General features: G+C 67.4%; 37 protein-coding genes and 1 pseudogene. 33 read left to right on the forward strand and 5 right to left on the reverse strand.

Annotation, left to right across the window (positions count from 1 at the left end):
* Nucleotides 1-160 precede the first annotated feature (160 nt).
* The 3 genes and pseudogenes from HED23_RS03600 to HED23_RS03610 form a co-directional block, all read right to left on the reverse strand.
* Nucleotides 161-1,051: a hypothetical protein gene (locus HED23_RS03600; RefSeq protein ID WP_203181986.1), complete on the reverse strand. Its 891-nt coding sequence runs from the start codon at nt 1,049-1,051 to the stop codon at nt 161-163.
* A 34-nt stretch (nt 1,052-1,085) separates the two neighbouring features.
* Nucleotides 1,086-2,114 (reverse strand): helix-turn-helix domain-containing protein, encoded by a 1,029-nt coding sequence (locus HED23_RS03605; protein ID WP_203181987.1) that lies wholly within the window; start codon nt 2,112-2,114, stop codon nt 1,086-1,088.
* 298 nt (nt 2,115-2,412) lie between these two features.
* Nucleotides 2,413-2,721 (reverse strand): annotated as a pseudogene (locus tag HED23_RS03610) (ATP-binding protein).
* A gap of 213 nt (nt 2,722-2,934) precedes the next feature.
* Between HED23_RS03610 and HED23_RS03615 the strand changes: the two are divergent.
* Complete coding sequence (locus HED23_RS03615; protein WP_203181988.1) at nt 2,935-3,816, forward strand: helix-turn-helix domain-containing protein; 882 nt, start codon at nt 2,935-2,937, stop codon at nt 3,814-3,816.
* Entirely contained in the window at nt 3,813-4,022 is a 210-nt protein-coding gene (locus HED23_RS03620) for a DUF397 domain-containing protein (protein WP_203181989.1), read from the forward strand. The genes HED23_RS03615 and HED23_RS03620 overlap by 4 nt, the downstream gene beginning before the upstream one ends.
* A gap of 508 nt (nt 4,023-4,530) precedes the next feature.
* Here HED23_RS03620 and HED23_RS03625 read toward each other — a convergent pair.
* A complete protein-coding gene (locus HED23_RS03625; RefSeq protein WP_203181990.1) occupies nt 4,531-4,938 on the reverse strand; it encodes a hypothetical protein in 408 nt (135 codons plus the stop codon).
* 647 nt (nt 4,939-5,585) lie between these two features.
* Here HED23_RS03625 and rpsJ point away from each other — a divergent pair.
* The 31 genes from rpsJ (at nt 5,586) to truA (ending at nt 23,010) form a co-directional block, all read left to right on the forward strand.
* Nucleotides 5,586-5,894 (forward strand): 30S ribosomal protein S10, encoded by a 309-nt coding sequence (gene rpsJ, locus HED23_RS03630; RefSeq protein ID WP_003948644.1) that lies wholly within the window; start codon nt 5,586-5,588, stop codon nt 5,892-5,894.
* 14 nt (nt 5,895-5,908) lie between these two features.
* Nucleotides 5,909-6,553 (forward strand): 50S ribosomal protein L3, encoded by a 645-nt coding sequence (gene rplC / locus HED23_RS03635; protein WP_014154591.1) that lies wholly within the window; start codon nt 5,909-5,911, stop codon nt 6,551-6,553.
* A gap of 4 nt (nt 6,554-6,557) precedes the next feature.
* Nucleotides 6,558-7,208, forward strand: a complete 651-nt coding sequence (gene rplD, locus HED23_RS03640; protein WP_033297600.1) for a 50S ribosomal protein L4 — start codon at nt 6,558-6,560, stop codon at nt 7,206-7,208.
* Nucleotides 7,208-7,546, forward strand: coding sequence for a 50S ribosomal protein L23 (rplW, locus tag HED23_RS03645; RefSeq protein ID WP_031096361.1), 339 nt, complete (start codon nt 7,208-7,210; stop codon nt 7,544-7,546). Before rplD ends, rplW begins: the two co-directional genes overlap by 1 nt.
* A gap of 39 nt (nt 7,547-7,585) precedes the next feature.
* On the forward strand, nt 7,586-8,422 hold the full coding sequence (gene rplB / locus HED23_RS03650; protein ID WP_103514098.1) for a 50S ribosomal protein L2: 837 nt from the start codon (nt 7,586-7,588) through the stop codon (nt 8,420-8,422).
* Between the two features lie 12 nt (nt 8,423-8,434).
* On the forward strand, nt 8,435-8,716 hold the full coding sequence (gene rpsS, locus HED23_RS03655; protein WP_003966956.1) for a 30S ribosomal protein S19: 282 nt from the start codon (nt 8,435-8,437) through the stop codon (nt 8,714-8,716).
* Nucleotides 8,717-8,759: 43 nt separating this feature from the next.
* Entirely contained in the window at nt 8,760-9,107 is a 348-nt protein-coding gene (gene rplV, locus HED23_RS03660; RefSeq protein ID WP_004571827.1) for a 50S ribosomal protein L22, read from the forward strand.
* A complete protein-coding gene (gene rpsC, locus HED23_RS03665) occupies nt 9,107-9,943 on the forward strand; it encodes a 30S ribosomal protein S3 (RefSeq protein WP_014047784.1) in 837 nt (278 codons plus the stop codon). Before rplV ends, rpsC begins: the two co-directional genes overlap by 1 nt.
* 5 nt (nt 9,944-9,948) lie before the next feature.
* Nucleotides 9,949-10,368, forward strand: coding sequence for a 50S ribosomal protein L16 (rplP, locus tag HED23_RS03670; protein ID WP_003966953.1), 420 nt, complete (start codon nt 9,949-9,951; stop codon nt 10,366-10,368).
* Entirely contained in the window at nt 10,368-10,592 is a 225-nt protein-coding gene (gene rpmC, locus HED23_RS03675) for a 50S ribosomal protein L29 (RefSeq protein WP_033297602.1), read from the forward strand. The genes rplP and rpmC overlap by 1 nt, the downstream gene beginning before the upstream one ends.
* A complete protein-coding gene (rpsQ, locus tag HED23_RS03680; RefSeq protein WP_033297603.1) occupies nt 10,592-10,876 on the forward strand; it encodes a 30S ribosomal protein S17 in 285 nt (94 codons plus the stop codon). The genes rpmC and rpsQ overlap by 1 nt, the downstream gene beginning before the upstream one ends.
* Before the next feature lie 100 nt (nt 10,877-10,976).
* Nucleotides 10,977-11,345 (forward strand): 50S ribosomal protein L14, encoded by a 369-nt coding sequence (gene rplN, locus HED23_RS03685; RefSeq protein ID WP_203181991.1) that lies wholly within the window; start codon nt 10,977-10,979, stop codon nt 11,343-11,345.
* Nucleotides 11,346-11,347: 2 nt separating this feature from the next.
* Nucleotides 11,348-11,671, forward strand: a complete 324-nt coding sequence (rplX, locus tag HED23_RS03690) for a 50S ribosomal protein L24 (RefSeq protein WP_014047788.1) — start codon at nt 11,348-11,350, stop codon at nt 11,669-11,671.
* A complete protein-coding gene (gene rplE / locus HED23_RS03695) occupies nt 11,671-12,228 on the forward strand; it encodes a 50S ribosomal protein L5 (RefSeq protein WP_203181992.1) in 558 nt (185 codons plus the stop codon). Before rplX ends, rplE begins: the two co-directional genes overlap by 1 nt.
* A gap of 2 nt (nt 12,229-12,230) precedes the next feature.
* Nucleotides 12,231-12,416, forward strand: coding sequence for a type Z 30S ribosomal protein S14 (locus HED23_RS03700; RefSeq protein ID WP_003948630.1), 186 nt, complete (start codon nt 12,231-12,233; stop codon nt 12,414-12,416).
* A 223-nt stretch (nt 12,417-12,639) separates the two neighbouring features.
* Nucleotides 12,640-13,038, forward strand: a complete 399-nt coding sequence (gene rpsH / locus HED23_RS03705; protein WP_028439249.1) for a 30S ribosomal protein S8 — start codon at nt 12,640-12,642, stop codon at nt 13,036-13,038.
* Between the two features lie 21 nt (nt 13,039-13,059).
* On the forward strand, nt 13,060-13,599 hold the full coding sequence (gene rplF, locus HED23_RS03710; RefSeq protein WP_033297606.1) for a 50S ribosomal protein L6: 540 nt from the start codon (nt 13,060-13,062) through the stop codon (nt 13,597-13,599).
* Between the two features lie 2 nt (nt 13,600-13,601).
* Nucleotides 13,602-13,985: a 50S ribosomal protein L18 gene (gene rplR / locus HED23_RS03715; RefSeq protein WP_014047792.1), complete on the forward strand. Its 384-nt coding sequence runs from the start codon at nt 13,602-13,604 to the stop codon at nt 13,983-13,985.
* Between the two features lie 47 nt (nt 13,986-14,032).
* Nucleotides 14,033-14,635 carry a 30S ribosomal protein S5 gene (gene rpsE, locus HED23_RS03720; RefSeq protein ID WP_014047793.1) on the forward strand — a complete coding sequence of 201 codons (603 nt, stop codon included), beginning with the start codon at nt 14,033-14,035 and terminating at the stop codon, nt 14,633-14,635.
* Complete coding sequence (gene rpmD / locus HED23_RS03725) at nt 14,635-14,817, forward strand: 50S ribosomal protein L30 (protein WP_003966943.1); 183 nt, start codon at nt 14,635-14,637, stop codon at nt 14,815-14,817. The genes rpsE and rpmD overlap by 1 nt, the downstream gene beginning before the upstream one ends.
* 1 nt (nt 14,818) lies before the next feature.
* Nucleotides 14,819-15,274 carry a 50S ribosomal protein L15 gene (gene rplO / locus HED23_RS03730; protein WP_014047794.1) on the forward strand — a complete coding sequence of 152 codons (456 nt, stop codon included), beginning with the start codon at nt 14,819-14,821 and terminating at the stop codon, nt 15,272-15,274.
* A 221-nt stretch (nt 15,275-15,495) separates the two neighbouring features.
* Nucleotides 15,496-16,815 (forward strand): preprotein translocase subunit SecY, encoded by a 1,320-nt coding sequence (gene secY / locus HED23_RS03735; protein ID WP_203181993.1) that lies wholly within the window; start codon nt 15,496-15,498, stop codon nt 16,813-16,815.
* Nucleotides 16,815-17,474 carry an adenylate kinase gene (locus tag HED23_RS03740; protein WP_203181994.1) on the forward strand — a complete coding sequence of 220 codons (660 nt, stop codon included), beginning with the start codon at nt 16,815-16,817 and terminating at the stop codon, nt 17,472-17,474. The genes secY and HED23_RS03740 overlap by 1 nt, the downstream gene beginning before the upstream one ends.
* A gap of 120 nt (nt 17,475-17,594) precedes the next feature.
* Nucleotides 17,595-18,431, forward strand: coding sequence for a type I methionyl aminopeptidase (map, locus tag HED23_RS03745; RefSeq protein ID WP_203181995.1), 837 nt, complete (start codon nt 17,595-17,597; stop codon nt 18,429-18,431).
* A gap of 284 nt (nt 18,432-18,715) precedes the next feature.
* Nucleotides 18,716-18,937, forward strand: a complete 222-nt coding sequence (infA, locus tag HED23_RS03750) for a translation initiation factor IF-1 (protein ID WP_003956442.1) — start codon at nt 18,716-18,718, stop codon at nt 18,935-18,937.
* A gap of 61 nt (nt 18,938-18,998) precedes the next feature.
* Nucleotides 18,999-19,112 (forward strand): 50S ribosomal protein L36, encoded by a 114-nt coding sequence (gene rpmJ, locus HED23_RS03755; protein WP_003956441.1) that lies wholly within the window; start codon nt 18,999-19,001, stop codon nt 19,110-19,112.
* 197 nt (nt 19,113-19,309) lie between these two features.
* Nucleotides 19,310-19,690 (forward strand): 30S ribosomal protein S13, encoded by a 381-nt coding sequence (gene rpsM / locus HED23_RS03760; RefSeq protein ID WP_014047799.1) that lies wholly within the window; start codon nt 19,310-19,312, stop codon nt 19,688-19,690.
* A gap of 105 nt (nt 19,691-19,795) precedes the next feature.
* Nucleotides 19,796-20,200, forward strand: coding sequence for a 30S ribosomal protein S11 (gene rpsK / locus HED23_RS03765; RefSeq protein ID WP_003956432.1), 405 nt, complete (start codon nt 19,796-19,798; stop codon nt 20,198-20,200).
* Between the two features lie 136 nt (nt 20,201-20,336).
* Nucleotides 20,337-21,359, forward strand: a complete 1,023-nt coding sequence (locus HED23_RS03770; RefSeq protein WP_003966937.1) for a DNA-directed RNA polymerase subunit alpha — start codon at nt 20,337-20,339, stop codon at nt 21,357-21,359.
* A 208-nt stretch (nt 21,360-21,567) separates the two neighbouring features.
* Nucleotides 21,568-22,074 (forward strand): 50S ribosomal protein L17, encoded by a 507-nt coding sequence (gene rplQ / locus HED23_RS03775; protein WP_203181996.1) that lies wholly within the window; start codon nt 21,568-21,570, stop codon nt 22,072-22,074.
* A gap of 78 nt (nt 22,075-22,152) precedes the next feature.
* Complete coding sequence (gene truA / locus HED23_RS03780; protein WP_203181997.1) at nt 22,153-23,010, forward strand: tRNA pseudouridine(38-40) synthase TruA; 858 nt, start codon at nt 22,153-22,155, stop codon at nt 23,008-23,010.
* Here the strand turns inward: truA and HED23_RS03785 are convergent.
* A complete protein-coding gene (locus HED23_RS03785; RefSeq protein ID WP_203181998.1) occupies nt 22,976-24,865 on the reverse strand; it encodes a hypothetical protein in 1,890 nt (629 codons plus the stop codon). The genes truA and HED23_RS03785 overlap by 35 nt on opposite strands.
* Nucleotides 24,866-24,917: the final 52 nt, after the last annotated feature.

Raw genomic sequence — 24,917 nt, forward strand, 5'->3', positions numbered from 1 at the left:
AGGCGAACGCCGGGCCACCACTGTCGGGTCGGGACGTCGCTCGACGCGCGGTCGCGGGACGGGTAGCGCCTCTCGATGACGGCTTGGCGACCCGGGTGCACGAAGCCACCTCGGGCGGCAGCGGGGAGCGGGGCCCCGCTGCCGCCCGAGGTCTGAGCGGTCAGTGCTTCTCGGCGACGACTTCTTCGGCGGTTGTGGCGGTGGTGGCGCGGTGGAGCCACTGGTGCAGGAGCTGCGGGTCGGTGCAGGTGGTGATCTTCTGCCGGAGCTCGTCGGAGAGGGCGATGCCGCGTGCTTCGAGGATCAGCAGGAGGCCTTCGGCTCGGCCTTGGGCCCGGCCTTGGGCCCGGCCTTCGTCCCGGATCTCTTCGGACATGAAGGACTTGTAGAAAGACGTGTCCACGGCCACCAGGTTCCTCCACTGTTGTGCGGCCGGGCGGTCGCCCAGGCCCTGTGCGATCAGTTCAGCGATGGGTTCGGCGATGCTTTCCGGTGTGTCGCGCAGTGCGGCGGAGAGCGTTTTCAGTATGGCATCGACGTCCGGATTGTCGGCGTGTGTGATGGCCGCGAGAGTGGCGAGTGCGAGGTCCTTGCGGGCCTCGGCGACGTTCTTGATGACGGGCATGTTGTGCGGGCCGGCGACGAGTGGGTTGAGGGTGAGTGTCCGCCATTGGCGGAGGCCGATGGTGATGGGGCGGGCGGCCCATCGGGCGGTGGCGTGGTCCTGGCAGACGACCAGGAGCAGGACGGGCAGGGCGCCGTATCTGTTGTGGAGATAACTGACGTAGTAGGGCCAGCTCGTGGTCTTGCGTGGGTCCTTCTTGCCCTGGGCCTCGACAGCGAGGAGGAAGGGGCCGTCGTCCTGCGTTTCGATGCGCAGGAGGGTGTCGACACGGCGCTCGACGGGGCTGTTCTCGGTGAGGTCGGTGGCAAGGACGGTGGCTGAGGTGGGCGTCGGGATGTTGACCCCGAGGACTTCGGATACGCGGGAGAAGAGGCCGGGGTACTCCTGGAAGATGCGGTGCATCGCCTCGTGGGGTGAGCTGACCATGCGGGTCCGTTCGGGGTGAGGGTGGCCTTGGCCGTCAGGCTGCGGCTGTGTGCAGGTCTTGGTACGCGTCGACTCGGCAGTCGCGGCAGTGTCCTGGGGCGGTGGCGCGGAAGGCGCGGTCGCAGATGTCGCAGTTCTGGAGGGGAATGACGATCACCTTGCGGCGGGGCGGGGTGAGGTCTGCGGTGCCGGGGAGCGGGGGTGGCAGGAGCGCGGTGATGCGGCTGCGGACGAACTTCGCCGGGTGTCTGACCGGGATCGGGAGGTCGCTGGTGAGGGCGTGGCGGACGGTGTCGGGGTGGGCTTCGCGTTCGAGCCAGGCGGCTACGCCGGGGGCGAGTGCCTCGATGTCCGCTTCGGGGAGCATCAGTTGGGGCGCATGGCGGCGGAGGTCGGCGAGGAGCGCCGTGGCGGCCCGGTGGAGCTCCTCGGTGGGTGTGTGGGGACGGGGGAGAGGCGGGGGCTGCTTCCTCGGGGCCGTGGGCGCCGGTACGTGGACGGGGGCGGCCGGCGGCAGGGGTGCCGGGGCTGCGGGTGGGGCGGCAGGCGGCGGAGGTGCCACCTCGACGGGAGCCGGGGGCGCTGCCTCGTGGTGCGGTGCGGGCGGCGGCGGGACGGCGAGGGTGACTGACGGCTCGCTGCTGCGTGGCCGGGGGCGGGGCCGGTGGCGGGGCGCGGGGACGGCTGCGCCGGGCTGGTTGTACGAGACCGTGCGCGTGACCACGCGGCCGTCGGGAAGGCGTACGCGGCTGCGGTGGAGGTAGCCGGTGGCTTCCAGCTCACGCAGGGCGGTGGCGACGCGGGCTTCGCTCTCCGGGAAGCGGGCGGTGAGGGCCTTGATGCCGACCTTGGCCCCGGCGGGCAGCGACTGGATGTGCGCGGCGAGCCCGATCGCCGTGAGGGAGAGGCCGCGGTGCTGGGCGAGGTGGTTGCCGATGACCGTGAAGCCGGAGATGTGGCGGACGGTGACGTGGAGGACGCCGGAAGTCGGCGTGACGTCGGGCCGGGTGCCGGGGGAGCCGGGCTGGGCGCACGGGGGCGCGATAACCTGCGGGGTATCCATTGGGAAGGTGATTTCTTCCTCGTGGTCAGGCCCCGGTCGGGATTGCAGTCCCGGCGGGGGCCGTCTCGTGTCTGTGGTTGTCGCGGCGAGCATATGCCAGCCAACCCGCCTTAAATCCAGCCCTGTTGCGATATGTCACCCGTGCGAGTGATGCAGGTCAGGACGGGGGTGGGGTGGGGTTTGGTTGGGTTTCTTTCCCGAGTTCTTTAAAAGCCTTTAGACGTCGTGGGTGGCCGCGTCGCGGGCCACCGGGGCGTGGCTGACCGGGTCGTGGGTGCCCGCGATCCGGTGGAGTCGGTCACGGTGCCAGGTCGAGCTCCGCCCAGACCGTTTTGCGTGGGGCAGGTCCCTGGATCACGCCCCAGCGGTCGGCGAGGGGCAGGCGGTCGCCCCGGGTGTGGGTCACCTCGATCCTCAGCCGGCTGTCCGCGTGGACGGTGAGGCGCAACTGGAAGTCCCGTCCCGTCACTCGTCACCCGTCCGTGGCGTTGATGGCGGGCTCCGCGACGAGGTGCGCGGCCGAGTCCGAAGGCTGTCCCCAGAGATCGAGATGGGCCACGGCGAGGAGCCGGGCGAGCCGGACGCTTTGGCGGGTGGGCGAGAGCAGCGCGGTGAGCGTGCGCTCGACCTCGTGGAGTTGGGGGGGTGTTGGTTCACGTCACTCAGAGTGGCCACCACTGCGTACCGTGCCCAGTGACGGAGCCCTTGCGTACGGTGATTGTCCCGGGCTTGTCCAGTGCTGTCCCGGCTGTCCGGAGTGACGTGCGGGCAACAGAGGCGGTTGAGGAAGAACGGCACGCACGTCGGAAGTGGGGCACGGATGAGTGTGGACGGGGTCGGTACGGAGCGGAACGGCGACGGCGGGGCGGACGAGCCCGGCTGGGATGTCGATCCCGATGACGAGTCGGGCGTTGCGGTGGTTGCTGCCGTGGGGCGCCAGATCAAGGCCTGGAGGGAGGCCGCGGGGCTGCGGGCCGGCGAGCTCGGCGTCGCGATCGGGTACGGGGAGGACCTGGTCTACAAGGTGGAGGGCGGGCGGCGGATTCCTCGGCCGGAGTTCCTGGACAAGGTGGACGAGGCGCTGGGGGCGGGCGGGAAGATCGCCCTACTGAAGGAGGACGTGGCGCAGGTCCGGTATCCGAAGAAGATCAGGGAGCTGGCGAAGCTGGAAGAGCGCGCGGTCGAGATGGGCTTGTACAGCAACCACAACGTCCACGGCCTGTTGCAGACACCGGAGTACGCCCGAGCCTTGTTCGAGATGAGGCGGCCTGCGTACTCGCAGGACGAGGTGGAGAGGGTGCTGGCCGCGCGCATGGCCAGGCAGACGGTCTTCGACAGGTCGCCGTCTCCCTCTCTCAGTTTCGTGCAGGAGCAGGTGACTCTGTGTCGTCCCATTGGGGGCACAATGGTGTTGCGCCGACAGCTCCAACGGCTTTTGGAGGTTGGGCAGTTGCGGAACGTCGAGATTCAGGTGATGCCGACCAGCCGTGAGGACCACGCAGGGATGGACGGTGGGGTTGAGGTACTGAAGTTCGAGGATGGCACTGCGGTGGGTCGGTCGGATGGCGCCTTCGCCGGTCGGCCGGTGTCCGATCCCAAACAGCTCAGGATCCTTGAACTGCGCTATGGGATGATCCGGGCCCAGGCTCTCGCGCCACGGGAGTCGATGGCCTTCATCGAGCAACTGCTGGGAGAGACATGATTCGCGAGACCTCTGCCGGGGACGCTTCTGAGCTGGAGTGGTTTAAGAGCAGCTACAGCAGCAGCAGTGAAGGAGACTCTTGCGTCGAGATTGCGGCTGCGTCCTGCGCGGTGCACGTCCGCGACTCGAAGAGCCTGCCGGGGCCGCAGCTCGCCTTTACGTCGGACGCGTGGACGGGCTTCGTCTCATACGCCGCCGGACGCTGATCCTGTACGCAGTCGCGCCCCCGCCCCTCGGCTGATGCCTGGGCGGGGGCGCGCCACTGTCCCGTCCTGGACGCACTCCTCGGGCCTGGGCTCCGCACTCGGCTCGGGCACCCGCGTGGGGGCCGCCTTCTTCCTCGCGCCAGGTGCGTGGAGCCCCGCTTCCTGCTCCTCCTCGCAGCGAGCGGGGTTCAGCTCCAGCAGGCGGTCCAGGATCTCGGCCCGGAGGGCGGGCGTGATGGTGAACCGGGGGTCGCGCTCGGAATCTCCTGTACGCCGTGCGCCAGAGCGATACCGTTCCCGCCACAAGCCTCGGCTGCGGCCGTGTCCACCTCGATGTGCGATCTGGCCACGGAGCTGGAGACGCTCGCCGACAGCCGCGACACCCCGCACCTGACCCCCGAAACCGTGGAGCGCGTGGTGCGGACCGGCCTCGGACCGGCCCACCGCAAGGACCTCACCGAGATCCCGGACTCGGCGGGCGGCGGGTCCTCCGCACGCTGTTTCCGTCTCACCCGAGCTCCCCAGCGCGTGGGCCCACGCCCGCAACCGACGGGCTGCGCCACCGAACCTGACCAGCCGTGGCGGCCCAGCATCTTCTGCTCGACCTGCGCGGCGATGATCTCGCCGGCGCAGCCCAGGTCCTCGCGGACCTGCTCAGCCTGCGGGCGGCGACGGCCAGGAAGTGCAGCTCGTCCTCCAGCGCGCCGTCCGTGTAAAGGGAGCCGGGAGCGTCATCGGCGGTGGTGAAGCGCTTGGGAGAGGGCAGCTCGTACTGCTGATGGACCACCGGGCCCTGCTCCGGCTCCCGGACCACCCGGAGCCCCTTGTCGCGGGCGTCGTCCTCGACGGAGACCAGGGCCAACAGATGGGGAGCGGACGCCGCCGCCGTGCGGGCGGGGTCTTCGGAGGAGACCACGGAGCGTGTGACCTCGGTGACGACCCAGGGACGAAGTCTTACGGTGAGGAGCCGTCCTCGGCCTCGTCGAGTCCGGTCGGCTCTGTTCCCACGGCCACACCCGTCATCGACCGCACTCCCGCTCCAGTCCCCTATGACCCCTGCGGGAAAGCTCAGAGGGGGAGAAGTGGCAGACAGGGGGGTTGGAGAGAGATCGGTGCGGGAGGGCGCACCCGTGCCGTTGTGGGAGGCGAGCGAGCAGTGCCGAAACGTGCCTGCGTTTGACCGGTCCCTCACAGGGGGTAAGATCCCCGGCCCGATTGGCCAGGCCGCAGAGCCGTGTGGCACACTAGCCAGGTTGCTCGGTTGAGTGTCAATGCTGCGCGCCTCCCGCCGGGAGGACCGGAAGCGAGTCCCACAGTACTCGTCGACCCCCAGGGTCGGACGTACGGGAATCTTCCGGGAAGTGTCAGTGGGGCGCTGACCAGGCACCCGGTGGGGTTTCGCCCCCGGCAGCGCGGTTTCGGCCCGCACCCCCTTGGTTGGGAAATCCTTCGGGAGATCTTCGTAGAGGGGATGCGACACGCCCGACCGCGTGGGTCGGAGGTGGAGGTCACGAGAACCGCCGGGTTCCAGAGCGTTATTGAGAGACAGGACTACTAGTAGCCATGGCGGGACAGAAGATCCGCATCCGGCTCAAGGCCTACGACCACGAGGTCATCGACTCCTCGGCGAAGAAGATCGTCGAGACGGTGACCCGCACTGGTGCGTCGGTCGCAGGCCCGGTGCCGCTGCCCACTGAGAAGAACGTGTACTGCGTCATCAAGTCGCCGCACAAGTACAAGGACTCTCGCGAGCACTTCGAGATGCGCACGCACAAGCGCCTCATCGACATCCTCGACCCCACGCCGAAGACGGTTGACTCGCTGATGCGCCTCGACCTGCCGGCAGGCGTCGACATCGAGATCAAGCTCTGAGGGGACGGGCCGAGATGAGCAAGAACATCAAGGGCGTCCTGGGCGAGAAGCTCGGCATGACCCAGGTCTGGGACGAGAACAACCGGGTCGTCCCGGTGACCGTCGTCAAGGCCGGTCCGTGCGTCGTGACGCAGGTTCGCACGAATGACAGCGACGGCTACGAGTCGGTCCAGATCGCCTTCGGCGAGATCGACCCGCGCAAGGTGAACAAGCCCCTCAAGGGCCACTTCGCCAAGGCCGACGTGACCCCGCGCCGCCACCTGGTGGAGCTCCGCACCCCTGACGCCAGCGAGTACACGCTGGGCCAGGAGGTCACTGCCGAGGTGTTCGAGTCCGGCGTCAAGGTTGACGTCACGGGCAAGAGCAAGGGCAAGGGCTTCGCCGGTGTCATGAAGCGTCACAACTTCAAGGGCCTCGGCGCCGGCCACGGCGTCCAGCGCAAGCACCGTTCCCCCGGTTCGATCGGTGGCTGCGCCACCCCTGGGCGTGTCTTCAAGGGCATGCGCATGGCCGGTCGGATGGGTAACGAGCGCGTCACCACCCAGAACCTGACCATCCACGCGGTTGACGCGGAGAAGGGTCTGCTGCTCATCAAGGGCGCGGTCCCCGGTCCGAACGGCGGCCTCGTCCTGGTCCGTACCGCGGCCAAGGGGGCTTGAGGTAATGAGCACCATTGACATCCTTTCGCCGGCAGGCGACAAGGCCGGTACCGTCGAGCTCCCCGCGGAGATCTTCGACGCGAAGACCAGCGTTCCGCTGATCCACCAGGTCGTCGTCGCACAGCTGGCAGCTGCCCGTCAGGGCACGCACAAGACCAAGACCCGCGGCGAGGTCCGTGGTGGTGGGCGCAAGCCGTACCGCCAGAAGGGCACCGGCCGCGCGCGCCAGGGTTCGACCCGTGCGCCGCAGTTCGCCGGCGGTGGCGTCGTCCACGGCCCGCAGCCGCGTGACTACTCGCAGCGCACCCCGAAGAAGATGAAGGCCGCCGCCCTGCGCGGTGCCCTCTCCGACCGGGCGCGTCACTCCCGCATCCACGTCGTCACCGGCGTGGTCGAGGGTGGGATCTCCACGAAGGCCGCCAAGACGCTGCTCGGCAAGATCTCGGAGCGCAGCAACCTGCTCCTGGTCGTCGACCGCGCCGACGAGGCCGCGTGGCTGTCCGCTCGCAACCTGCCCCAGGTGCACATCCTGGAGCCGGGCCAGCTGAACACGTACGACGTGATCGTCTCTGACGACGTGGTCTTCACCCAGGCCGCTTTCGAGTCCTTCGTGTCTGGCCCCCAGACCGCTGAGACCGAAGGGAGCGCCGCCTGATGAGTGAGGCGACCGTTACCAGCTCGACCATCACGAGCAAGACCTACTCGGACCCGCGCGACGTTCTCGTCAAGCCGGTTGTCTCCGAGAAGAGCTATGCGCTGCTCGACGAGAACAAGTACACGTTCATCGTCGCGCCCGGCTCCAACAAGACCCAGATCAAGCAGGCCGTGGAAGCGGTCTTCTCGGTCAAGGTCACCGGGGTCAACACGATCAACCGGCAGGGCAAGCGCAAGCGGACCAAGACCGGCTTCGGCAAGCGCGCTGACACCAAGCGCGCCATCGTGACCCTCGCCGAGGGCGACCGTATCGACATCTTCGGCGGCCCGACCTCCTGACGGAGGTCGAGTCGTCCGGAATCGGACGAGGACTGAGAAATGGGTATCCGCAAGTACAAGCCGACGACCCCGGGCCGTCGTGGCTCCAGCGTCGCCGACTTTGTCGAGATCACGCGGTCCACGCCGGAGAAGTCGCTGGTCCGCCCCCTGCACAGCAAGGGCGGCCGTAACAACGCCGGTCGTGTGACCGTTCGCCACCAGGGCGGTGGCCACAAGCGCGCCTACCGAGTGATCGACTTCCGTCGTCACGACAAGGACGGCGTGCCGGCCAAGGTCGCGCACATCGAGTACGACCCGAACCGCACCGCGCGCATCGCGCTGCTGCACTACGCGGACGGCGAGAAGCGTTACATCGTCGCCCCCCGTGGCCTGTCGCAGGGTGACCGCGTCGAGAACGGTCCGACCGCAGACATCAAGCCGGGCAACAACCTGGCGCTGCGCAACATCCCGGTCGGTACGACGATCCACGCCATCGAGATCCGTCCCGGCGGCGGCGCGAAGTTCGCCCGTTCCGCGGGTGCGTCCGTGCAGCTGCTGGCGAAGGAGGGCACGATGGCCCACCTTCGTATGCCGTCCGGTGAGATCCGGCTGGTCGACGCCCGCTGCCGCGCCACGATCGGCGAGGTCGGCAACGCCGAGCAGTCGAACATCAACTGGGGCAAGGCCGGCCGTATGCGCTGGAAGGGCGTTCGCCCGACCGTCCGCGGTGTCGCGATGAACCCGGTTGACCACCCGCACGGTGGTGGTGAAGGCAAGACCTCCGGTGGACGTCACCCGGTCTCGCCGTGGGGTCAGAAGGAGGGTCGTACTCGCTCGCCGAAGAAGGCATCGAGCAAGTACATCGTCCGCCGCCGCAAGACGAACAAGAAGCGCTAGGAGCGGGTTTAGATGCCGCGCAGTCTCAAGAAGGGGCCCTTCGTCGACGGCCACCTCATCAAGAAGGTGGACGTACAGAACGAGGCAGGCACCAAGAACGTCATCAAGACCTGGTCCCGTCGCTCGATGATCGTCCCGGCAATGCTGGGCCACACCATCGCGGTGCACAACGGCAAGATCCACGTCCCGGTGTTCGTCACCGAGTCGATGGTCGGCCACAAGCTCGGCGAGTTCTCGCCGACTCGCACCTTCCGCGGCCACGTCAAGGACGACCGGAAGTCGAAGCGCCGCTAACCGCGGGGTGGAAACGACTATGACTTACACCGAAGGGACAACCATGGAAGCCAGGGCCCAGGCGCGGTACATCCGCGTCACGCCCATGAAGGCCCGCCGCGTGGTGGACCTCATCCGTGGCATGGATGCCACGGAGGCTCAGGCGGTCCTGCGTTTCGCCCCGCAGGCCGCGAGCGTGCCGGTTGGCAAGGTGCTGGACAGCGCCATCGCCAACGCTGCACACAACTACGACCACACCGACGCCTCTTCGCTGGTCATCAGCGAGGCGTACGTGGACGAGGGCCCGACCCTGAAGCGGTTCCGTCCGCGTGCTCAGGGCCGTGCCTACCGGATCCGTAAGCGGACCAGCCACATCACCGTGGTCGTCAGCAGCAAGGAAGGAACCCGGTAATGGGCCAGAAGGTAAACCCGCACGGGTTCCGGCTCGGCATTACCACGGACTTCAAGTCCCGTTGGTACGCCGACAAGCTGTACAAGGACTACGTCAAGGAAGACGTCGCCATTCGTCGCATGATGACGAAGGGCATGGAGCGGGCCGGCATCTCGAAGGTCGAGATCGAGCGCACCCGCGACCGCGTCCGCGTTGACATCCACACCGCCCGCCCGGGCATCGTCATCGGCCGCCGTGGCGCCGAGGCCGACCGCATCCGTGGCGAGCTGGAGAAGCTGACCGGCAAGCAGGTCCAGCTGAACATCCTCGAGGTCAAGAACCCCGAGGTGGACGCTCAGCTGGTGGCCCAGGCCGTCGCCGAGCAGCTCTCCTCCCGTGTCTCCTTCCGTCGTGCCATGCGTAAGAGCATGCAGAGCACGATGAAGGCTGGCGCCAAGGGCATCAAGATCCAGTGCGGTGGCCGCCTCGGCGGCGCCGAGATGTCCCGCTCGGAGTTCTACCGCGAGGGCCGCGTGCCCCTGCACACGCTCCGTGCGAACGTCGACTACGGCTTCTTCGAGGCCAAGACGACCTTCGGCCGCATCGGTGTGAAGGTCTGGATCTACAAGGGCGACGTCAAGAACATCGCCGAGGTTCGCGCCGAGAACGCTGCGGCTCGCGCCGGTAACCGTCCGGCCCGTGGCGGCGCTGACCGCCCGGCCGGCCGTGGTGGCCGTGGCGGCGAGCGTGGCGGTCGTGGCCGCAAGCCGCAGCAGTCCGCGCCGGCAGCGGAGGCCCCCAAGGCCGACGCTCCCGCCGCCGCTGCTCCGGCTGAGAGCACCGGAACGGAGGCCTGACCGAAATGCTGATCCCCCGTAGGGTCAAGCACCGCAAGCAGCACCACCCGAAGCGCAGCGGTATGTCCAAGGGTGGCACGCAGGTTGCGTTCGGCGAGTACGGCATCCAGGCGCTGACCCCGGCGTACGTGACGAACCGTCAGATCGAGTCCGCTCGTATCGCGATGACCCGTCACATCAAGCGTGGCGGCAAGGTCTGGATCAACATCTACCCGGACCGCCCCCTCACGAAGAAGCCCGCCGAGACCCGCATGGGTTCCGGTAAGGGTTCTCCCGAGTGGTGGATCGCGAACGTCAAGCCCGGTCGGGTGATGTTCGAGCTGTCCTACCCGAACGAGAAGATTGCTCGTGAGGCGCTCACCCGCGCTGCTCACAAGCTTCCGATGAAGTGCCGGATCGTTCGGCGCGAGGCAGGTGAGTCGTGATGTCGGCCGGTACCAAGGCGTCCGAGCTGCGCGAGCTGGGCGGCGAGGAGCTTCTCAACAAGCTCCGCGAGGCCAAGGAAGAGCTGTTCAACCTCCGCTTCCAGGCGGCGACGGGACAGCTCGAGAACCACGGTCGGCTCAAGTCCGTCCGTAAGGACATCGCCCGGATCTACACCCTGATGCGCGAGCGCGAGCTCGGCATCGAGACGGTGGAGAGCGTCTGATGAGCGAGAGCACTGTGACTGAGACCAAGACCGACCGCGGCTTCCGCAAGACCCGTGAGGGTCTGGTCGTCAGCGACAAGATGGACAAGACCGTCGTCGTCGCTGTCGAGGACCGCGTCAAGCACGCGCTGTACGGCAAGGTCATCCGCCGTACGAACAAGCTCAAGGCCCACGACGAGCAGAACGCCGCAGGCGTCGGCGACCGCGTCCTCATCATGGAGACGCGTCCGCTGTCTGCGACGAAGCGCTGGCGCATCGTCGAGATCCTCGAGAAGGCCAAGTAATCCCTGAGGGGGTCTCCCCTCAGGCCAGTTCCGCCAGGCTCGGCAGGGGCTCCCACAACGGAGCCCCTGCCGGGAACCGGCAGACGATCAGGAGATAGACGTGATCCAGCAGGAGTCGCGACTGCGCGTCGCCGACAACACGGGTGCGAAGGAAATTCTCACCATCCGTGTTCTCGGTGGCTCGGGTCGCCGCTACGCGGGCATCGGTGACGTCATCGTCGCCACCGTCAAGGACGCGATCCCCGGTGGCAACGTGAAGAAGGGTGACGTCGTCAAGGCCGTCATCGTTCGCACCGTCAAGGAGCGTCGTCGCCCGGATGGCTCGTACATCCGCTTCGACGAGAACGCCGCTGTCATCCTCAAGGGCGACGGCGACCCCCGCGGCACCCGTATCTTCGGCCCCGTGGGCCGAGAGCTGCGCGAGAAGAAGTTCATGAAGATCATCTCGCTCGCGCCGGAGGTGCTGTAAGCATGAAGATCAAGAAGGGCGACCTGGTTCAGGTCATCACCGGTAAGGACAAGGGCAAGCAGGGCAAGGTCATCGTTGCCTTCCCCGCTCAGGACCGTGTCCTCGTCGAGGGTGTCAACCGGGTCAAGAAGCACACCAAGGCCGGTCAGACGGCTCGCGGTTCGCAGACGGGTGGCATTGTCACCACCGAGGCCCCGATTCACGTCAGCAACGTTCAGCTGGTCGTGGAGAAGGACGGCAACAAGGTCGTCACCCGCGTCGGCTACCGCTTTGACGACGAGGGCAAGAAGATCCGCGTTGCCAAGCGGACCGGTGAGGACATCTGATGACGACCACCACTGCGCCGCGTCTCAAGACGCGCTACCGCGAGGAAATCGCCGGCAAGCTGCGTGAGGAGTTCTCGTACGAGAACGTCATGCAGGTTCCCGGTCTGGTCAAGATCGTGGTCAACATGGGTGTGGGCGACGCCGCCCGCGACTCCAAGCTGATCGACGGTGCCGTCAAGGACCTCACCACGATCACCGGCCAGAAGCCCGCCGTCACGAAGGCCCGCAAGTCGATCGCGCAGTTCAAGCTGCGCGAGGGGCAGCCGATCGGCTGCCACGTCACCCTCCGTGGTGACCGCATGTGGGAGTTCCTGGACCGTACGCTGTCGCTCGCGCTTCCGCGTATCCGTGACTTCCGTGGTCTGTCGCCGAAGCAGTTCGACGGCCGTGGCAACTACACCTTCGGTCTCACGGAGCAGGTCATGTTCCACGAGATCGACCAGGACAAGATCGACCGGGTCCGGGGCATGGACATCACCGTGGTCACCACGGCTGCCAACGACGACGAGGGTCGTGCCCTGCTTCGTCACCTCGGCTTCCCGTTCAAGGAGAACTGACCGTGGCGAAGAAGGCTCTGATCGCTAAGGCCGCCCGTAAGCCGAAGTTCGGCGTGCGCGGGTACACCCGCTGCCAGCGCTGCGGCCGGCCCCACTCCGTCTACCGCAAGTTCGGCCTCTGCCGCGTGTGCCTTCGTGAGATGGCTCACCGTGGCGAGCTGCCGGGCGTGACCAAGAGCTCCTGGTAATTCTCTCTCGCCCTCTGGGCGTTGAGAGGACCAGAAAGCTCTCGGTAAGTATCCGGTCGGCAGGAGCCCCGCTCTTCATGCCGTAGGCTTGAAGGGTTGGGCGCCTGCCGCCCTGACCGACTTACTACGCCGTAGGTCCCCGCACCGCACCCGTCCCGCCACTGAGTGGGGAGAGGGATGGCGCATACAGGAAACCCCGGCGAGAGAGGCCGAAGGCCAACTCATGACCATGACTGATCCCATCGCAGACATGCTCACGCGTCTGCGTAACGCGAACTCGGCGTATCACGACGATGTCGCGATGCCGCACAGCAAGATCAAGTCGCACATCGCGGAGATCCTCCAGCAGGAGGGCTTCATCACCGGCTGGAAGGTCGAGGACGCAGAGGTCGGTAAGAACCTCGTCCTCGAGCTGAAGTTCGGGCCGAACCGCGAGCGTTCGATTGCCGGCATCAAGCGCATCTCGAAGCCGGGTCTGCGTGTATACGCAAAGTCCACCAATCTGCCGAAGGTTCTCGGCGGCCTGGGCGTGGCGATCATCTCCACGTCCCACGGTCTCCTGACCGGCCAGCAGGCCAGCAAGAAGGGCGTAGGTGGGGAAGTCCTCGCCTACGTCTGGTAGTCGGGAACGGAGGAATAGCTCATGTCGCGAATCGGCAAGCTCCCCATCCAGGTTCCCGCCGGTGTGGACGTCACCATCGATGGCCGCACGGTCGCGGTGAAGGGACCCAAGGGTTCCCTCTCGCACACCGTCGCAGCGCCGATCGAGGTCACCAAGGGTGAGGACGGCGTGCTCAACGTCGTCCGCCCGAACGACGAGCGTCAGAACAAGGCCCTTCACGGCCTGTCCCGCACGCTGGTGGCGAACATGATCACCGGCGTGACCACGGGATACAGCAAGGCGCTCGAGATCAGCGGTGTCGGTTACCGCGTCCAGGCGAAGGGCTCCAACCTGGAGTTCGCCCTGGGCTACAGCCACCCGATCCTCATCGAGGCTCCGGAAGGCATCACCTTCAAGGTCGAGTCGCCCACGAAGCTCAGCGTCGAGGGCATCGACAAGCAGAAGGTCGGCGAGGTAGCCGCCAACATCCGCAAGCTGCGGAAGCCCGACCCGTACAAGGCCAAGGGCGTCAAGTACGCGGGCGAGGTCATCCGCCGCAAGGTCGGAAAGGCTGGTAAGTAGCCATGGCATACGGTGTGAAGATCGCCAAGGGCGACGCGTACAAGCGTGCCGCTCTCAAGCGGCGCCACATCCGCGTCCGCAAGCACATCTCCGGTTCGCCGGAGCGTCCCCGCTTGGTCGTGACGCGTTCCAACCGCCACATCGTGGCCCAGGTCATCGACGACATCGCGGGCCACACGCTCGCGTCGGCGTCGACCCTGGACACCTCGATCCGTGGTGGCGAGGGTGACAAGAGCGCCCAGGCCAAGCAGGTCGGTGCCCTGGTCGCCGAGCGTGCCAAGGCTGCAGGCGTCGAGGCCGTCGTGTTTGACCGCGGTGGTAACCAGTACGCCGGGCGGATTGCCGCTCTGGCTGACGCCGCCCGTGAAGCCGGGCTGAAGTTCTAAGCCCCGGTTCCAACGCACAGCGGACGTAACAGAGAGAGGTAATTCCAATGGCTGGACCCCAGCGCCGCGGAAGCGGTGCCGGTGGCGGCGAGCGGCGGGACCGGAAGGGCCGTGACGGTGGCGCAGCCGCCGAGAAGACCGCGTACGTCGAGCGCGTCGTCGCGATCAACCGCGTCGCCAAGGTAGTGAAGGGTGGTCGTCGCTTCAGCTTCACCGCGCTGGTCGTGGTGGGCGATGGTGACGGCACCGTCGGTGTCGGATACGGCAAGGCCAAGGAAGTTCCCGCGGCCATCGCCAAGGGCGTCGAAGAGGCCAAGAAGAGCTTCTTCAAGGTCCCGCGCATCCAGGGCACCATCCCTCACCCGATCCAGGGCGAGAAGGCTGCGGGCGTCGTCCTGCTCAAGCCTGCTTCCCCCGGTACCGGTGTGATCGCGGGTGGCCCCGTGCGCGCCGTCCTTGAGTGCGCCGGCGTCCACGACATCCTGTCGAAGTCGCTCGGTTCCTCGAACCCGATCAACATCGTGCACGCGACCGTGGCGGCCCTCCAGGGCCTGCAGCGTCCCGAGGAGATCGCGGCCCGCCGCGGTCTGCCCCTCGAGGACGTCGCCCCCGCGGCTCTGCTGCGTGCGCGTGCGGGAGCGGGTGCGTAATGGCTCGCCTCAAGATCACGCAGACGAAGTCGTACATCGGCAGCAAGCAGAACCACCGCGACACCCTGCGTTCGCTCGGGCTCAAGCGCCTGAACGACTCGGTTGTCAAGGAGGACCGCCCCGAGTTCCGCGGAATGGTTCACACCGTCCGCCACCTCGTGACGGTTGAGGAGGTTGACTGACATGGCGGAGAACAGCCCGCTGAAGGCCCACAACCTCCGGCCTGCCCCGGGCGCCAAGACCGCCAAGACCCGTGTGGGTCGTGGTGAGGCGTCCAAGGGTAAGACCGCAGGCCGTGGTACCAAGGGTACGAAGGCTCGTTACCAGGTTCCGGAGCGCTTCGAGGGTGGCCAGATGCCCCTCCACATGCGTCTCCCGAAGCTCAAGGGCTTCAAGAACCCGTTCCGCACGGAGTACCAGGTCGTGAACCTGGACAAGCTCGCGACGCTCTACCCCGAGGGTGGAGAGGTCACGGTGGCCGACCTGGTCGCCAAGGGCGCCGTGCGTAACAACCACCTCGTCAAGGTCCTCGGACAGGGCGAGATCTCCGTTGCGCTGCAGGTTTCGGTTGACGCCGTCTCCGGCTCCGCCAAGGAGAAGATTGCCGCTGCCGGCGGCACCGTCACCGAACTCGTCTGAGACAACTCGGACAGGACTGTGGCCTGAACACCCGACCGGGGATGCCTCTCATTTGGGGCATCCCCGGTTGGTCGTTCCTAGGGGGGCATGTACGCCGGTAAGGTGGCGTGCACTGCTGTGGTAAGACCTGGGCAAGAGCCCGGGGTCCTTTGGCTGTTACGTAACCGTCGATCCTCAAGACCGTCACCTCACGCTTTTGCGCGGGGGTCGCAGGAGGCACCGTGCTCACCGCGTTCGCCCGGGCGTTCAAGACGCCCGACCTGCGCAAGAAGCTGCTCTTCACGCTCGGCATCATCGTGCTCTACCGTCTCGGTGCGCACATTCCCGTACCGGGGGTGAGCTACGAGAACGTCCAGATTTGTGTTGATCAGGCCAGCAAGGGCAACAACAGCCTGTTCGGTCTGGTGAACATGTTCAGCGGTGGTGCACTGCTGCAGATCACGATCTTCGCGCTCGGAATCATGCCGTACATCACGGCCAGCATCATTCTTCAGCTGCTGACCGTCGTCATCCCCCGCCTCGAGGCCCTCAAGAAGGAGGGGCAGTCGGGGACGGCCAAGATCACGCAGTACACGCGTTATCTGACCGTCGCGCTCGCCATCCTCCAGGGCACCGGTCTGGTGGCAACCGCCCGCAGCGGCGCGCTGTTCAGCGGCTGCCCCGTCGCCGACCAGATCGTCCCGAACCAGTCGATCTTCACGACCGTCGTCATGGTGATCACCATGACCGCGGGTACGGCCGCCGTCATGTGGCTCGGTGAGCTCATCACCGACCGCGGCATCGGCAACGGCATGTCGATCCTGATGTTCATCTCGATCGCCGCCAGCTTCCCCGGCGCCCTGTGGGCCATCAAGGAGAGCGGCAAGCTGGCCGACGGCTGGATCGAGTTCATCACGGTCATCCTCATCGGCTTCGTGATGGTCGGCCTCGTCGTCTTCGTCGAGCAGGCCCAGCGCCGGGTTCCCGTGCAGTACGCGAAGCGGATGATCGGACGCCGGTCGTACGGCGGTACGTCCACTTACATCCCGCTGAAGGTGAACCAGGCGGGTGTGATTCCCGTCATCTTCGCTTCTTCGCTGCTCTACATCCCTGCTCTAATCGTTCAGTTCTCCAGTTCCACCGCGGGCTGGGCGACCTGGATTCAGGACCACTTCGTCAAGGGCGACCACCCGTACTACATCGCGACGTACTTCCTTCTGATCGTGTTCTTCGCATTCTTCTATGTGGCGATCTCGTTCAACCCCGAGGAAGTCGCCGACAACATGAAGAAGTATGGTGGCTTCATCCCGGGTATCCGGGCAGGTCGACCTACTGCCGAGTATCTGAGCTACGTGCTCAACCGGATCACTTGGCCGGGCTCGCTGTACCTGGGTCTGATCGCTCTGGTGCCGACGATGGCGTTGGCAGGCTTCGGCGGTGCTAATCAGAACTTCCCGTTCGGTGGCACGAGCATCCTGATCATCGTGGGTGTGGGTCTGGAGACCGTGAAGCAGATCGAGAGTCAGCTCCAGCAGCGCAATTACGAAGGGTTCCTCCGCTGATGCGAATCGTCCTCGTCGGGCCGCCCGGTGCCGGCAAGGGAACGCAGGCTGCGTTCCTTGCCAGGAATCTCTCGATTCCGCACATCTCCACGGGCGACCTCTTCCGCGCCAACATCAGCCAGGGCACCGACCTTGGCAAGCAGGCCCGCTCCTACATGGACGCGGGACAGCTGGTGCCGGACGAAGTCACCATCGCGATGGCCAAGGACCGCATGGCCCAGCCGGACGCCGAGAACGGCTTCCTTCTGGACGGCTTCCCCCGCAATGTGGGGCAGGCCGAGGCGCTCGACGAGATGCTTCTCGGCGAGGGCGTCAAGCTGGACGCGGTTCTTGACCTCGAGGTCCCTGAGGACGAGGTGGTCAAGCGCATCGCGGGCCGCCGCATCTGCCGTAACGACAGCGCGCACGTCTTCCACGTGACGTACAACCCGCCGAAGGCCGAGGGCGTCTGCGACGCCTGCGGCGGTGAGCTGTACCAGCGGGACGACGACACCGAGGAGACGGTCCGTACCCGTCTCGAGGTCTACCACACGCAGACCGAGCCGATCATCGACTACTACCGGTCCCAGGGCCTGGTGGTGACGATCTCCGCGCTCGGCAAGGTCACCGATGTGACCGACCGGGCCATGGAGGCCCTCAAGAAGTCCGACGAGGGCTGAGCCCCCGTTCCACCATCGCAGCCGGCCGCGGCGCCCTCGGGCGCCGCGGCCGACTGTTTGCGCCGTATCGTGGAGTACGGCCACCGACCGTTCCCTCCGCAGGCAGAAAGGCGCCCAGCAATGGTGCAGATCAAGACCCCCGAGCAGATCGCGAAGATGCGCGAGGCGGGCCTCGTGGTCGCTGCCATTCACGCCGCCACGCGCGAGGCGGCCGTCCCGGGCGCCAGCACGAAGGACCTGGACGAGGTCGCCCGCAAGGTCATCGCCGATCACGGCGCCAAGTCGAACTTCCTGGGCTACGGCGGATTTCCCGCGACCATCTGCACCTCGGTGAACGAGGTCGTGGTGCACGGAATCCCGGACGAGAAGACGGTCCTCAAGGACGGCGACATCATCTCGATCGACGCCGGCGCGATCGTCGACGGCTGGCACGGCGACGCGGCGTACACCGCCTTCGTCGGCTCCGGCCACGCTCCGGAGGTCGTCGAACTCTCCCGGGTGACCGAGGAGTCCATGTGGGCCGGGATCGCCGCGATGAAGGTGAACAACCGGCTCGTCGACATCTCCAAGGCCATCGAGTCCTACATCCGCCGCCAGCCCCGCCCGGCGACCGGCAAGTACGGGATCATCGAGGACTACGGCGGCCACGGCATCGGCACCGAGATGCACATGGACCCGCACCTGCTGAACTACGTCTCGCGCAAGCGCGGCAAGGGCATCAAGCTGGTCCCCGGTGTATGCCTGGCCATCGAGCCGATGGTCTCGCTGGGCACCGCGCAGACCAAGGTCCTCTCCGACGAGTGGACCGTCCTCACGACCGACGGCACCTGGTCCTCGCACTGGGAGCACTCGATCGCCCTCACGGAACAGGGCCCGCTGGTCCTGACCGCCCCGGACTGCGGACGGGCGAAGCTCGCCCAGTACGGGGTCGAGGCGGCGCCGGACCCGCTGGGCTGAGGTCCGGCTGCCGGGCGGAGTCCGGCGCGGTGGGCCGATGCCTGTGAGGCGCCCTGGCGCCGAGCCCGCGAGGGCCGCGTGGGGGGAGGGGCCGGCGTGAGACCGTCGGCCTGACGCACGACTGCCCGTCTGATCTGTGTCTAAGGATCAGAGGAAGTGGGCAAACTTGACGGATTCGTCTTTTGGGGTCCGCTGACGTAGACTGACTCGTCGGCTCTAGTGCATCCGTGTGTCTTCATGCGGCGACGTGAGCCGATCAAGGTAGCCGATTCGAAAGGCGAAGCGTGGCCAAGAAGCAAGGTGCCATCGAAATTGAGGGCACCGTGATCGAGTCCCTCCCGAACGCCATGTTCAAGGTGGAACTTCAGAACGGTCACAAAGTCCTCGCGCACATCAGCGGCAAGATGCGGATGCACTACATCCGTATCCTTCCGGATGACCGGGTCGTCGTGGAGCTCTCTCCGTACGACCTGACGCGTGGCCGGATCGTCTACCGGTACAAGTAGATCTTGCCGCCACCCCGCTTCGGCGTGGTGAGGGGCACTGACCCGGAGAACCTGACATCCCATGAAGGTCAAGCCGAGCGTCAAGAAGATCTGCGACAAGTGCAAGGTGATCCGCCGTCACGGCCGGGTCATGGTCATCTGCGACAACCTGCGCCACAAGCAGCGCCAGGGCTGACGCACGACCACCTGCATCTCGCAGCTTTTCGCGCGACGCACGTAAACGTACATACGCAGAGCCCGTCCAAGCTTCGGCTGACGACACCTCCGGCGGGGGCCGGGGACCCGGGCGTACCACCCCTTCCCACACGGGCGGGGTCGGCGTTCGGGAGTGGCACTGCGGAAGACCCCCGACTTAACAACTGGAGCCATTGAATGGCACGCGTTTCAGGTGTTGACATCCCGCGCGAAAAGCGCGTGGAGGTTGCCCTCACCTACGTCTTCGGTATCGGGCGCACCCGGTCCAAGGAGATCCTCGCCACCACCGGCGTGAACCCCAACACCCGCGTTCGTGACCTGGCCGAAGAGGACCTGGTCAAGATCCGCGAGTACGTGGACGCCAACCTCCGCACCGAGGGTGACCTTCGCCGCGAGATCCAGGGCGACATCCGCCGCAAGATCGAGATCGGCTGCTACCAGGGCATCCGGCACCGTCGCGGTCTGCCGGTCCACGGTCAGCGCACCAGCACGAACGCGCGTACCCGTAAGGGCCCGCGTCGCGCCATCGCCGGTAAGAAGAAGCCGGGCAAGAAGTAGTCCTCAGCGGACGCACTGCGGGTGTCCGGGCCACCGGACGTTCGCGGAAACCAGCGGTCTTCGCTGTAGGACCGATCACCTCCCCTCTCCATCTGGAGTCAAGACATGCCCCCCAAGGGTCGTCAGGGCGCAGCCAAGAAGGTGCGTCGCAAGGAAAAGAAGAACGTCGCTCACGGCCACGCGCACATCAAGAGCACGTTCAACAACACCATCGTCTCGATCACGGACCCCTCGGGCAACGTGATCTCCTGGGCCTCCGCCGGCCACGTCGGCTTCAAGGGCTCGCGCAAGTCCACCCCCTTCGCCGCGCAGATGGCCGCCGAGTCGGCCGCCCGCCGCGCGCAGGAGCACGGCATGCGCAAGGTCGACGTCTTCGTCAAGGGTCCCGGCTCCGGCCGTGAGACCGCGATCCGTTCCCTCCAGGCCACGGGCCTCGAGGTCGGTTCGATCCAGGACGTCACCCCGACGCCGCACAACGGCTGCCGTCCGCCGAAGCGTCGCCGCGTCTGATCCGTCACGGCCGGTGACGGCCGTGCGTCAGTAGCGTGGGTCCGGGCGGTATGTCCCTTCGGGGGCGTGCCGCCCGTACCCTTGTTTCATCTGTCGGGCATCAAATAGTGGGTGCCCACGACTGAAGGATCGCAACATGCTTATCGCTCAGCGTCCGTCGCTGACCGAAGAGGTCGTCGACGAGTTCCGCTCCCGGTTCGTGATCGAGCCGCTGGAGCCGGGCTTCGGTTACACCCTCGGCAACTCCCTGCGTCGTACCCTCCTCTCCTCGATCCCCGGTGCCGCTGTCACCAGCATCCGGATCGACGGTGTCCTGCACGAGTTCACCACCGTGCCGGGCGTCAAGGAGGACGTGACCGACCTCATCCTCAACATCAAGCAGCTGGTCGTCTCCTCGGAGCACGACGAGCCGGTCGTGATGTACCTGCGCAAGCAGGGTCCCGGCCTGGTCACCGCTGCTGACATCGCCCCGCCGGCCGGTGTCGAGGTCCACAACCCGGACCTGGTCCTGGCCACGCTCAACGGCAAGGGCAAGCTGGAGATGGAGCTGACCGTCGAGCGCGGTCGCGGCTACGTCTCCGCCGTCCAGAACAAGCAGGTGGGCCAGGAGATCGGCCGTATCCCGGTCGACTCCATCTACTCGCCGGTGCTCAAGGTCACGTACAAGGTCGAGGCGACCCGTGTCGAGCAGCGCACCGACTTCGACAAGCTGATCGTCGACGTCGAGACCAAGCAGGCCATGCGTCCCCGTGACGCCATGGCGTCGGCCGGTAAGACCCTGGTCGAGCTGTTCGGTCTGGCGCGCGAGCTCAACATCGACGCCGAGGGCATCGACATGGGCCCGTCCCCGACGGACGCCGCGCTCGCCGCCGATCTGGCGCTGCCGATCGAGGAGCTCGAGCTCACGGTCCGTTCGTACAACTGCCTCAAGCGCGAAGGCATCCACTCCGTGGGTGAGCTCGTGGCCCGCTCCGAGGCGGACCTGCTCGACATCCGCAACTTCGGTGCGAAGTCGATCGACGAGGTCAAGGCGAAGCTGGCCGGTATGGGCCTCGCGCTCAAGGACTCGCCTCCCGGCTTCGACCCGACCGCCGCCGCCGACGCCTTCGGCGCCGACGACGACGCGGACGCCGGTTTCGTGGAGACCGAGCAGTACTGAGTCGCATCCGGCGGGGTGCCCGGTTCTCCGGGTGCCCGTGCCGGGGCGCAGGCCTTGTCCTCGATCGCCGGACGGGCTTGATGTGGCTGATGGCCGGTGGAAGCCGGACGTCGGCCGCTGTGAAGTAAAGACTTCCGCGGGGCGGCCGCCTCGCGGGAACTGACACCGGTACCTGATACGGCCGGTGCAGCACACAAGGAGAAACACCATGCCGAAGCCCGCGAAGGGCGCCCGTCTGGGCGGCAGCGCTGCGCACGAGAAGCTTCTTCTCATCAACCTCGCGAAGTCGCTGTTCGAGCACGGCCGCATCACCACGACCGAGGCCAAGGCCCGCCGCCTGCGTCCGGTCGCCGAGCGTTTCATCACCAAGGCGAAGAAGGGCGACATCCACAACCGTCGCCTGGTGCTGCAGTCGATCACGGACAAGGGCATCGTGCACACGCTCTTCACCGAGATCGCCCCGCGGTACGAGAACCGCCCCGGTGGTTACACCCGCATCACCAAGATCGGCAACCGTCGTGGCGACAACGCCCCGATGGCCGTCATCGAGCTGGTCGAGGCGCTGACCGTGGCCCAGCAGGCCACCGGTGAGGCCGAGGCCGCGACGAAGCGCGCCGTCAAGGAAGACGCCCTCAAGAAGGACGAGGCTCCGGCCGAGACCGTCGAGGACGCCAAGCCGGCCGACGCCGCCGCTGAGGAGTCCAAGGACGCCTGAGCGTTCTGAGACCCAGGTACGGGCCCGCATCACCCTTCGGGGCGGTGCGGGCCCGTTCGGTTTTGAGAGGATCTGCGGGTGAGTGACGAGGCAGAGCCCGGATTCGTACGGGTACGGCTGGACCTTTCCTACGACGGGAAGGATTTCTCCGGCTGGGCGAAGCAGACCAGCAGGCGCACCGTGCAGGGCGAGATCGAGGACGCGCTGCGTACCGTGACGCGGTCGTCGGTGGAGTACGGCCTGACGGTGGCCGGGCGCACCGACGCGGGGGTGCACGCGCGCGGGCAGGTGGCGCACGTCGACCTGCCGGCCGAGGTGTGGGCGGAGCACGAGGAGAAGCTGCTGCGGCGGATGGCGGGGCGCCTGCCGCTGGATGTACGGATCTGGCGCGCGGCCGAGGCCCCGGCGGGGTTCAACGCGCGCTTCTCCGCGTTGTGGCGTCGGTACGCGTACCGGGTGGGGGACCGGCCGGGTGGTGTGGATCCGTTGCTGCGGGGCCATGTGCTGTGGCACGACCGGCCGCTCGACCTGGACGCGATGAACGAGGCCGCCGCCCTGATGGTGGGGGAGCACGACTTCGCCGCGTACTGCAAGAAGCGTGAGGGTGCCACGACCATCCGTACGCTGCAGAAGCTGCACTGGGTGCGGGACGCGGACTCCGGTGTGCTGACGGCGACCGTGCAGGCGGACGCGTTCTGCCACAACATGGTGCGGGCACTGATCGGTGCGGCGCTGTTCGTGGGGGACGGACGCCGGCCGGCCTCGTGGCCGGCCGAGGTGCTGGCGGCGAAGGTGCGGGACCCGGGGGTCCACGTGGTGCGGCCGCACGGGCTGACGCTGGAGGAAGTGGCCTATCCGGCGGACGCGCTGCTGGCGGCCAGGGCCGTGGAGGCCCGGAACGTCAGGACGCTGCCGGGGGCGGCGGGCTGCTGCTGACGGGCCTGCGGCGCAGCGCGCGGTTCAGCTTCGCCGCGAAGTACAGGGCGAGGGCGCTGGACACGGTGGAGCGGAACCAGCCGATGTCCGGCGTCCACCAGGCGTAGACCGCCGTCGCGGTGAAGAACAGCAGGGCCGCCGTGCGCAGTACCCACCAGCGGGCGGGGTGCGGTTCGTCCTGGGGCCGGGCCCCCGGGTGGACGCCTTCCTTCGTGGTCATGGTGTCCCGCATGCCCGCGAGGAAACCACGCCGGGCCAGCACCCGGGCGCCCGGCAGTCCCGTGAGGATCTCCTGCTCGCCGCCGTACCCCGGGGGCAGCGGTGGGAGGCCCAGCGCCGCCACGAGCTCGCTCTGGTGGCGCGCGGGGTCGCCGGCTGCCCGCAGGACGTGGGCCAGGGGACGCGGGTCGGTGATCCCGTAGACACGGGCGAGGGCGGCTGCCGTCGCGGTCGCCTCGGCGTGGTCGGTTGCCGGGGCGGCGGTCTCCCAGGAGTGATGCGCCACCTTCTTGCCCCGGTGCAGCAGGGTGAAGCTGCTGCGTTCCGGGGTGCGGTGCAGGACCAGGGCCGGCCAGTCCTCGGCGGTGGTGAAGTTGTCGGCCGCCGAGGTCAGCGGGTCCTCGGGGAGCAGGGCCGCGCGCCTGCCGCGTACCGGGTCAGGGACGATCTCGACGTACGTGTGACGGTTGCCGGCCGGGGCCGTCCGCAGGCTGTGTCCGCAGATCAGGGCTGCCTGGGCCACCTCGGTGGGGCCGGTGGAGGCGATGGCGACCGACCGGGGTGCCAGTTCGCGCTCCCAGTCGGCCGCGCCGGTCGCCGGGGGCGCGGGGGACGGGCGGAAGAAGGGGACCTTCATCGCCAGCTCGACGCGGGTGTCGGAGCGGGCCTCCAGGAATTCGGCACGGGCCTCGCCGAAATAGGTCCACGGGAAGGTCGTGGCGTGCACACCGATGCTGCGGAACGCGGTGAGGGCCTCCTCGTAGCGGTTCATCGACCACAGGACGAGGGCCAGGTGGTTGCGGAAGTTCGCGGCCTCCCGGTCCCCCGGGGCGTAGCTGTCCGACAGTGCCTGCGCGCGGGTCACCGCCGCCTCGGCGCGGAGGGTGTGGTCGGGGTCGGAGGCCTTCTCGTCGGCTATCAGGTACTCCACGACCGCCTGGAGGGGCAGGGCGTGGAGCCGGGAGCCGGGAGGTGCCTGGTCGGCCGCGCGCTCCGCGAAGGCGAACATCTCCTCGTGCGAGCCGTACCACTTGTCGCAGAGGTACTGGAGCGCCTGGACGTGGCAGCCCTCGTGGTGCGGGTCGCGTGCGCAGGCCTCGGCCAGATAGGTGTCGAAGACCTCGCGTGGGGCCTGGATGCCACGGGCCTGTGTCAGCGCGATGCGCCACGGGACCGGGTCGTACGGGTTGAGCTCGGCGGCGGCGGAGACCACCGGAACCGCGTCCCGCAGCACCGCGTGGAACGCCCGGAACTGGTCGGCCTCGACGTGCCTGGCCCTGGCGCCGGTCCGTATCTGCCAGGCCTGGCAGATGTACAGGTCGGCCTTGACCAGCACGGCGTCGGGGTCCTCCGGGGACTCCTCCAGCCAGCTGTCCAGCCAGCCGGGGTGATGCAGCGACGCCCGCGCGAGGCGGGAGACGCAGGCGTCCCTGCGCTCCCACTGGGAGTGCTCCCGGGTGGCGGCGAGCAGTTCCGCGGCCGGGATGTGGTCCCCTGCGGCCGCGGCGGCGAGGGCCACCCGCAGCGAGGGGTCGGGAGCGTCGAGGACCACTGCTTCGTCCGGTGGCAGGTCGGCGCCTATCGCGTCGCTGTGGCGCAGGACGCGCGGGATGGTGAAGAGGGTGGTCAGACGCACGACGGCGGGTCCTCGTTCGAGGGGAGGGACGGGGCTGGTGCGTGGGGGGAGA

Source organism: Streptomyces pratensis, from assembly GCF_016804005.1.
Lineage (GTDB): Bacteria > Actinomycetota > Actinomycetes > Streptomycetales > Streptomycetaceae > Streptomyces > Streptomyces pratensis_A.

Bases quoted from the DNA above. Each gene is read 5' to 3' on its own strand.
- rplP (WP_003966953.1), top strand. From the start codon at position 9,949: ATGCTGATCCCCCGTAGGGTCAAGCACCGCAAGCAGCACCACCCGAAG.
- rpsQ (WP_033297603.1), top strand. From the start codon at position 10,592: ATGAGCGAGAGCACTGTGACTGAGACCAAGACCGACCGCGGCTTCCGC.
- HED23_RS03605 (WP_203181987.1), bottom strand. From the start codon at position 2,114: ATGGATACCCCGCAGGTTATCGCGCCCCCGTGCGCCCAGCCCGGCTCC.
- HED23_RS03740 (WP_203181994.1), top strand. From the start codon at position 16,815: ATGCGAATCGTCCTCGTCGGGCCGCCCGGTGCCGGCAAGGGAACGCAG.
- HED23_RS03600 (WP_203181986.1), bottom strand. From the start codon at position 1,051: ATGGTCAGCTCACCCCACGAGGCGATGCACCGCATCTTCCAGGAGTAC.
- rpsJ (WP_003948644.1), top strand. From the start codon at position 5,586: ATGGCGGGACAGAAGATCCGCATCCGGCTCAAGGCCTACGACCACGAG.
- rplE (WP_203181992.1), top strand. From the start codon at position 11,671: ATGACGACCACCACTGCGCCGCGTCTCAAGACGCGCTACCGCGAGGAA.
- rplX (WP_014047788.1), top strand. From the start codon at position 11,348: ATGAAGATCAAGAAGGGCGACCTGGTTCAGGTCATCACCGGTAAGGAC.
- rplO (WP_014047794.1), top strand. From the start codon at position 14,819: ATGGCGGAGAACAGCCCGCTGAAGGCCCACAACCTCCGGCCTGCCCCG.
- HED23_RS03620 (WP_203181989.1), top strand. From the start codon at position 3,813: ATGATTCGCGAGACCTCTGCCGGGGACGCTTCTGAGCTGGAGTGGTTT.
- rpsC (WP_014047784.1), top strand. From the start codon at position 9,107: ATGGGCCAGAAGGTAAACCCGCACGGGTTCCGGCTCGGCATTACCACG.
- rplW (WP_031096361.1), top strand. From the start codon at position 7,208: ATGAGTGAGGCGACCGTTACCAGCTCGACCATCACGAGCAAGACCTAC.
- HED23_RS03770 (WP_003966937.1), top strand. From the start codon at position 20,337: ATGCTTATCGCTCAGCGTCCGTCGCTGACCGAAGAGGTCGTCGACGAG.
- rplR (WP_014047792.1), top strand. From the start codon at position 13,602: ATGGCATACGGTGTGAAGATCGCCAAGGGCGACGCGTACAAGCGTGCC.
- rplQ (WP_203181996.1), top strand. From the start codon at position 21,568: ATGCCGAAGCCCGCGAAGGGCGCCCGTCTGGGCGGCAGCGCTGCGCAC.
- rplD (WP_033297600.1), top strand. From the start codon at position 6,558: ATGAGCACCATTGACATCCTTTCGCCGGCAGGCGACAAGGCCGGTACC.
- rplV (WP_004571827.1), top strand. From the start codon at position 8,760: ATGGAAGCCAGGGCCCAGGCGCGGTACATCCGCGTCACGCCCATGAAG.
- rplB (WP_103514098.1), top strand. From the start codon at position 7,586: ATGGGTATCCGCAAGTACAAGCCGACGACCCCGGGCCGTCGTGGCTCC.
- rplC (WP_014154591.1), top strand. From the start codon at position 5,909: ATGAGCAAGAACATCAAGGGCGTCCTGGGCGAGAAGCTCGGCATGACC.
- rpmJ (WP_003956441.1), top strand. From the start codon at position 18,999: ATGAAGGTCAAGCCGAGCGTCAAGAAGATCTGCGACAAGTGCAAGGTG.
- rpsK (WP_003956432.1), top strand. From the start codon at position 19,796: ATGCCCCCCAAGGGTCGTCAGGGCGCAGCCAAGAAGGTGCGTCGCAAG.
- rpsE (WP_014047793.1), top strand. From the start codon at position 14,033: ATGGCTGGACCCCAGCGCCGCGGAAGCGGTGCCGGTGGCGGCGAGCGG.
- rpsH (WP_028439249.1), top strand. From the start codon at position 12,640: ATGACCATGACTGATCCCATCGCAGACATGCTCACGCGTCTGCGTAAC.
- rpsM (WP_014047799.1), top strand. From the start codon at position 19,310: ATGGCACGCGTTTCAGGTGTTGACATCCCGCGCGAAAAGCGCGTGGAG.
- rplF (WP_033297606.1), top strand. From the start codon at position 13,060: ATGTCGCGAATCGGCAAGCTCCCCATCCAGGTTCCCGCCGGTGTGGAC.
- map (WP_203181995.1), top strand. From the start codon at position 17,595: ATGGTGCAGATCAAGACCCCCGAGCAGATCGCGAAGATGCGCGAGGCG.
- rpmD (WP_003966943.1), top strand. From the start codon at position 14,635: ATGGCTCGCCTCAAGATCACGCAGACGAAGTCGTACATCGGCAGCAAG.
- rpsS (WP_003966956.1), top strand. From the start codon at position 8,435: ATGCCGCGCAGTCTCAAGAAGGGGCCCTTCGTCGACGGCCACCTCATC.
- HED23_RS03615 (WP_203181988.1), top strand. From the start codon at position 2,935: ATGAGTGTGGACGGGGTCGGTACGGAGCGGAACGGCGACGGCGGGGCG.
- rpmC (WP_033297602.1), top strand. From the start codon at position 10,368: ATGTCGGCCGGTACCAAGGCGTCCGAGCTGCGCGAGCTGGGCGGCGAG.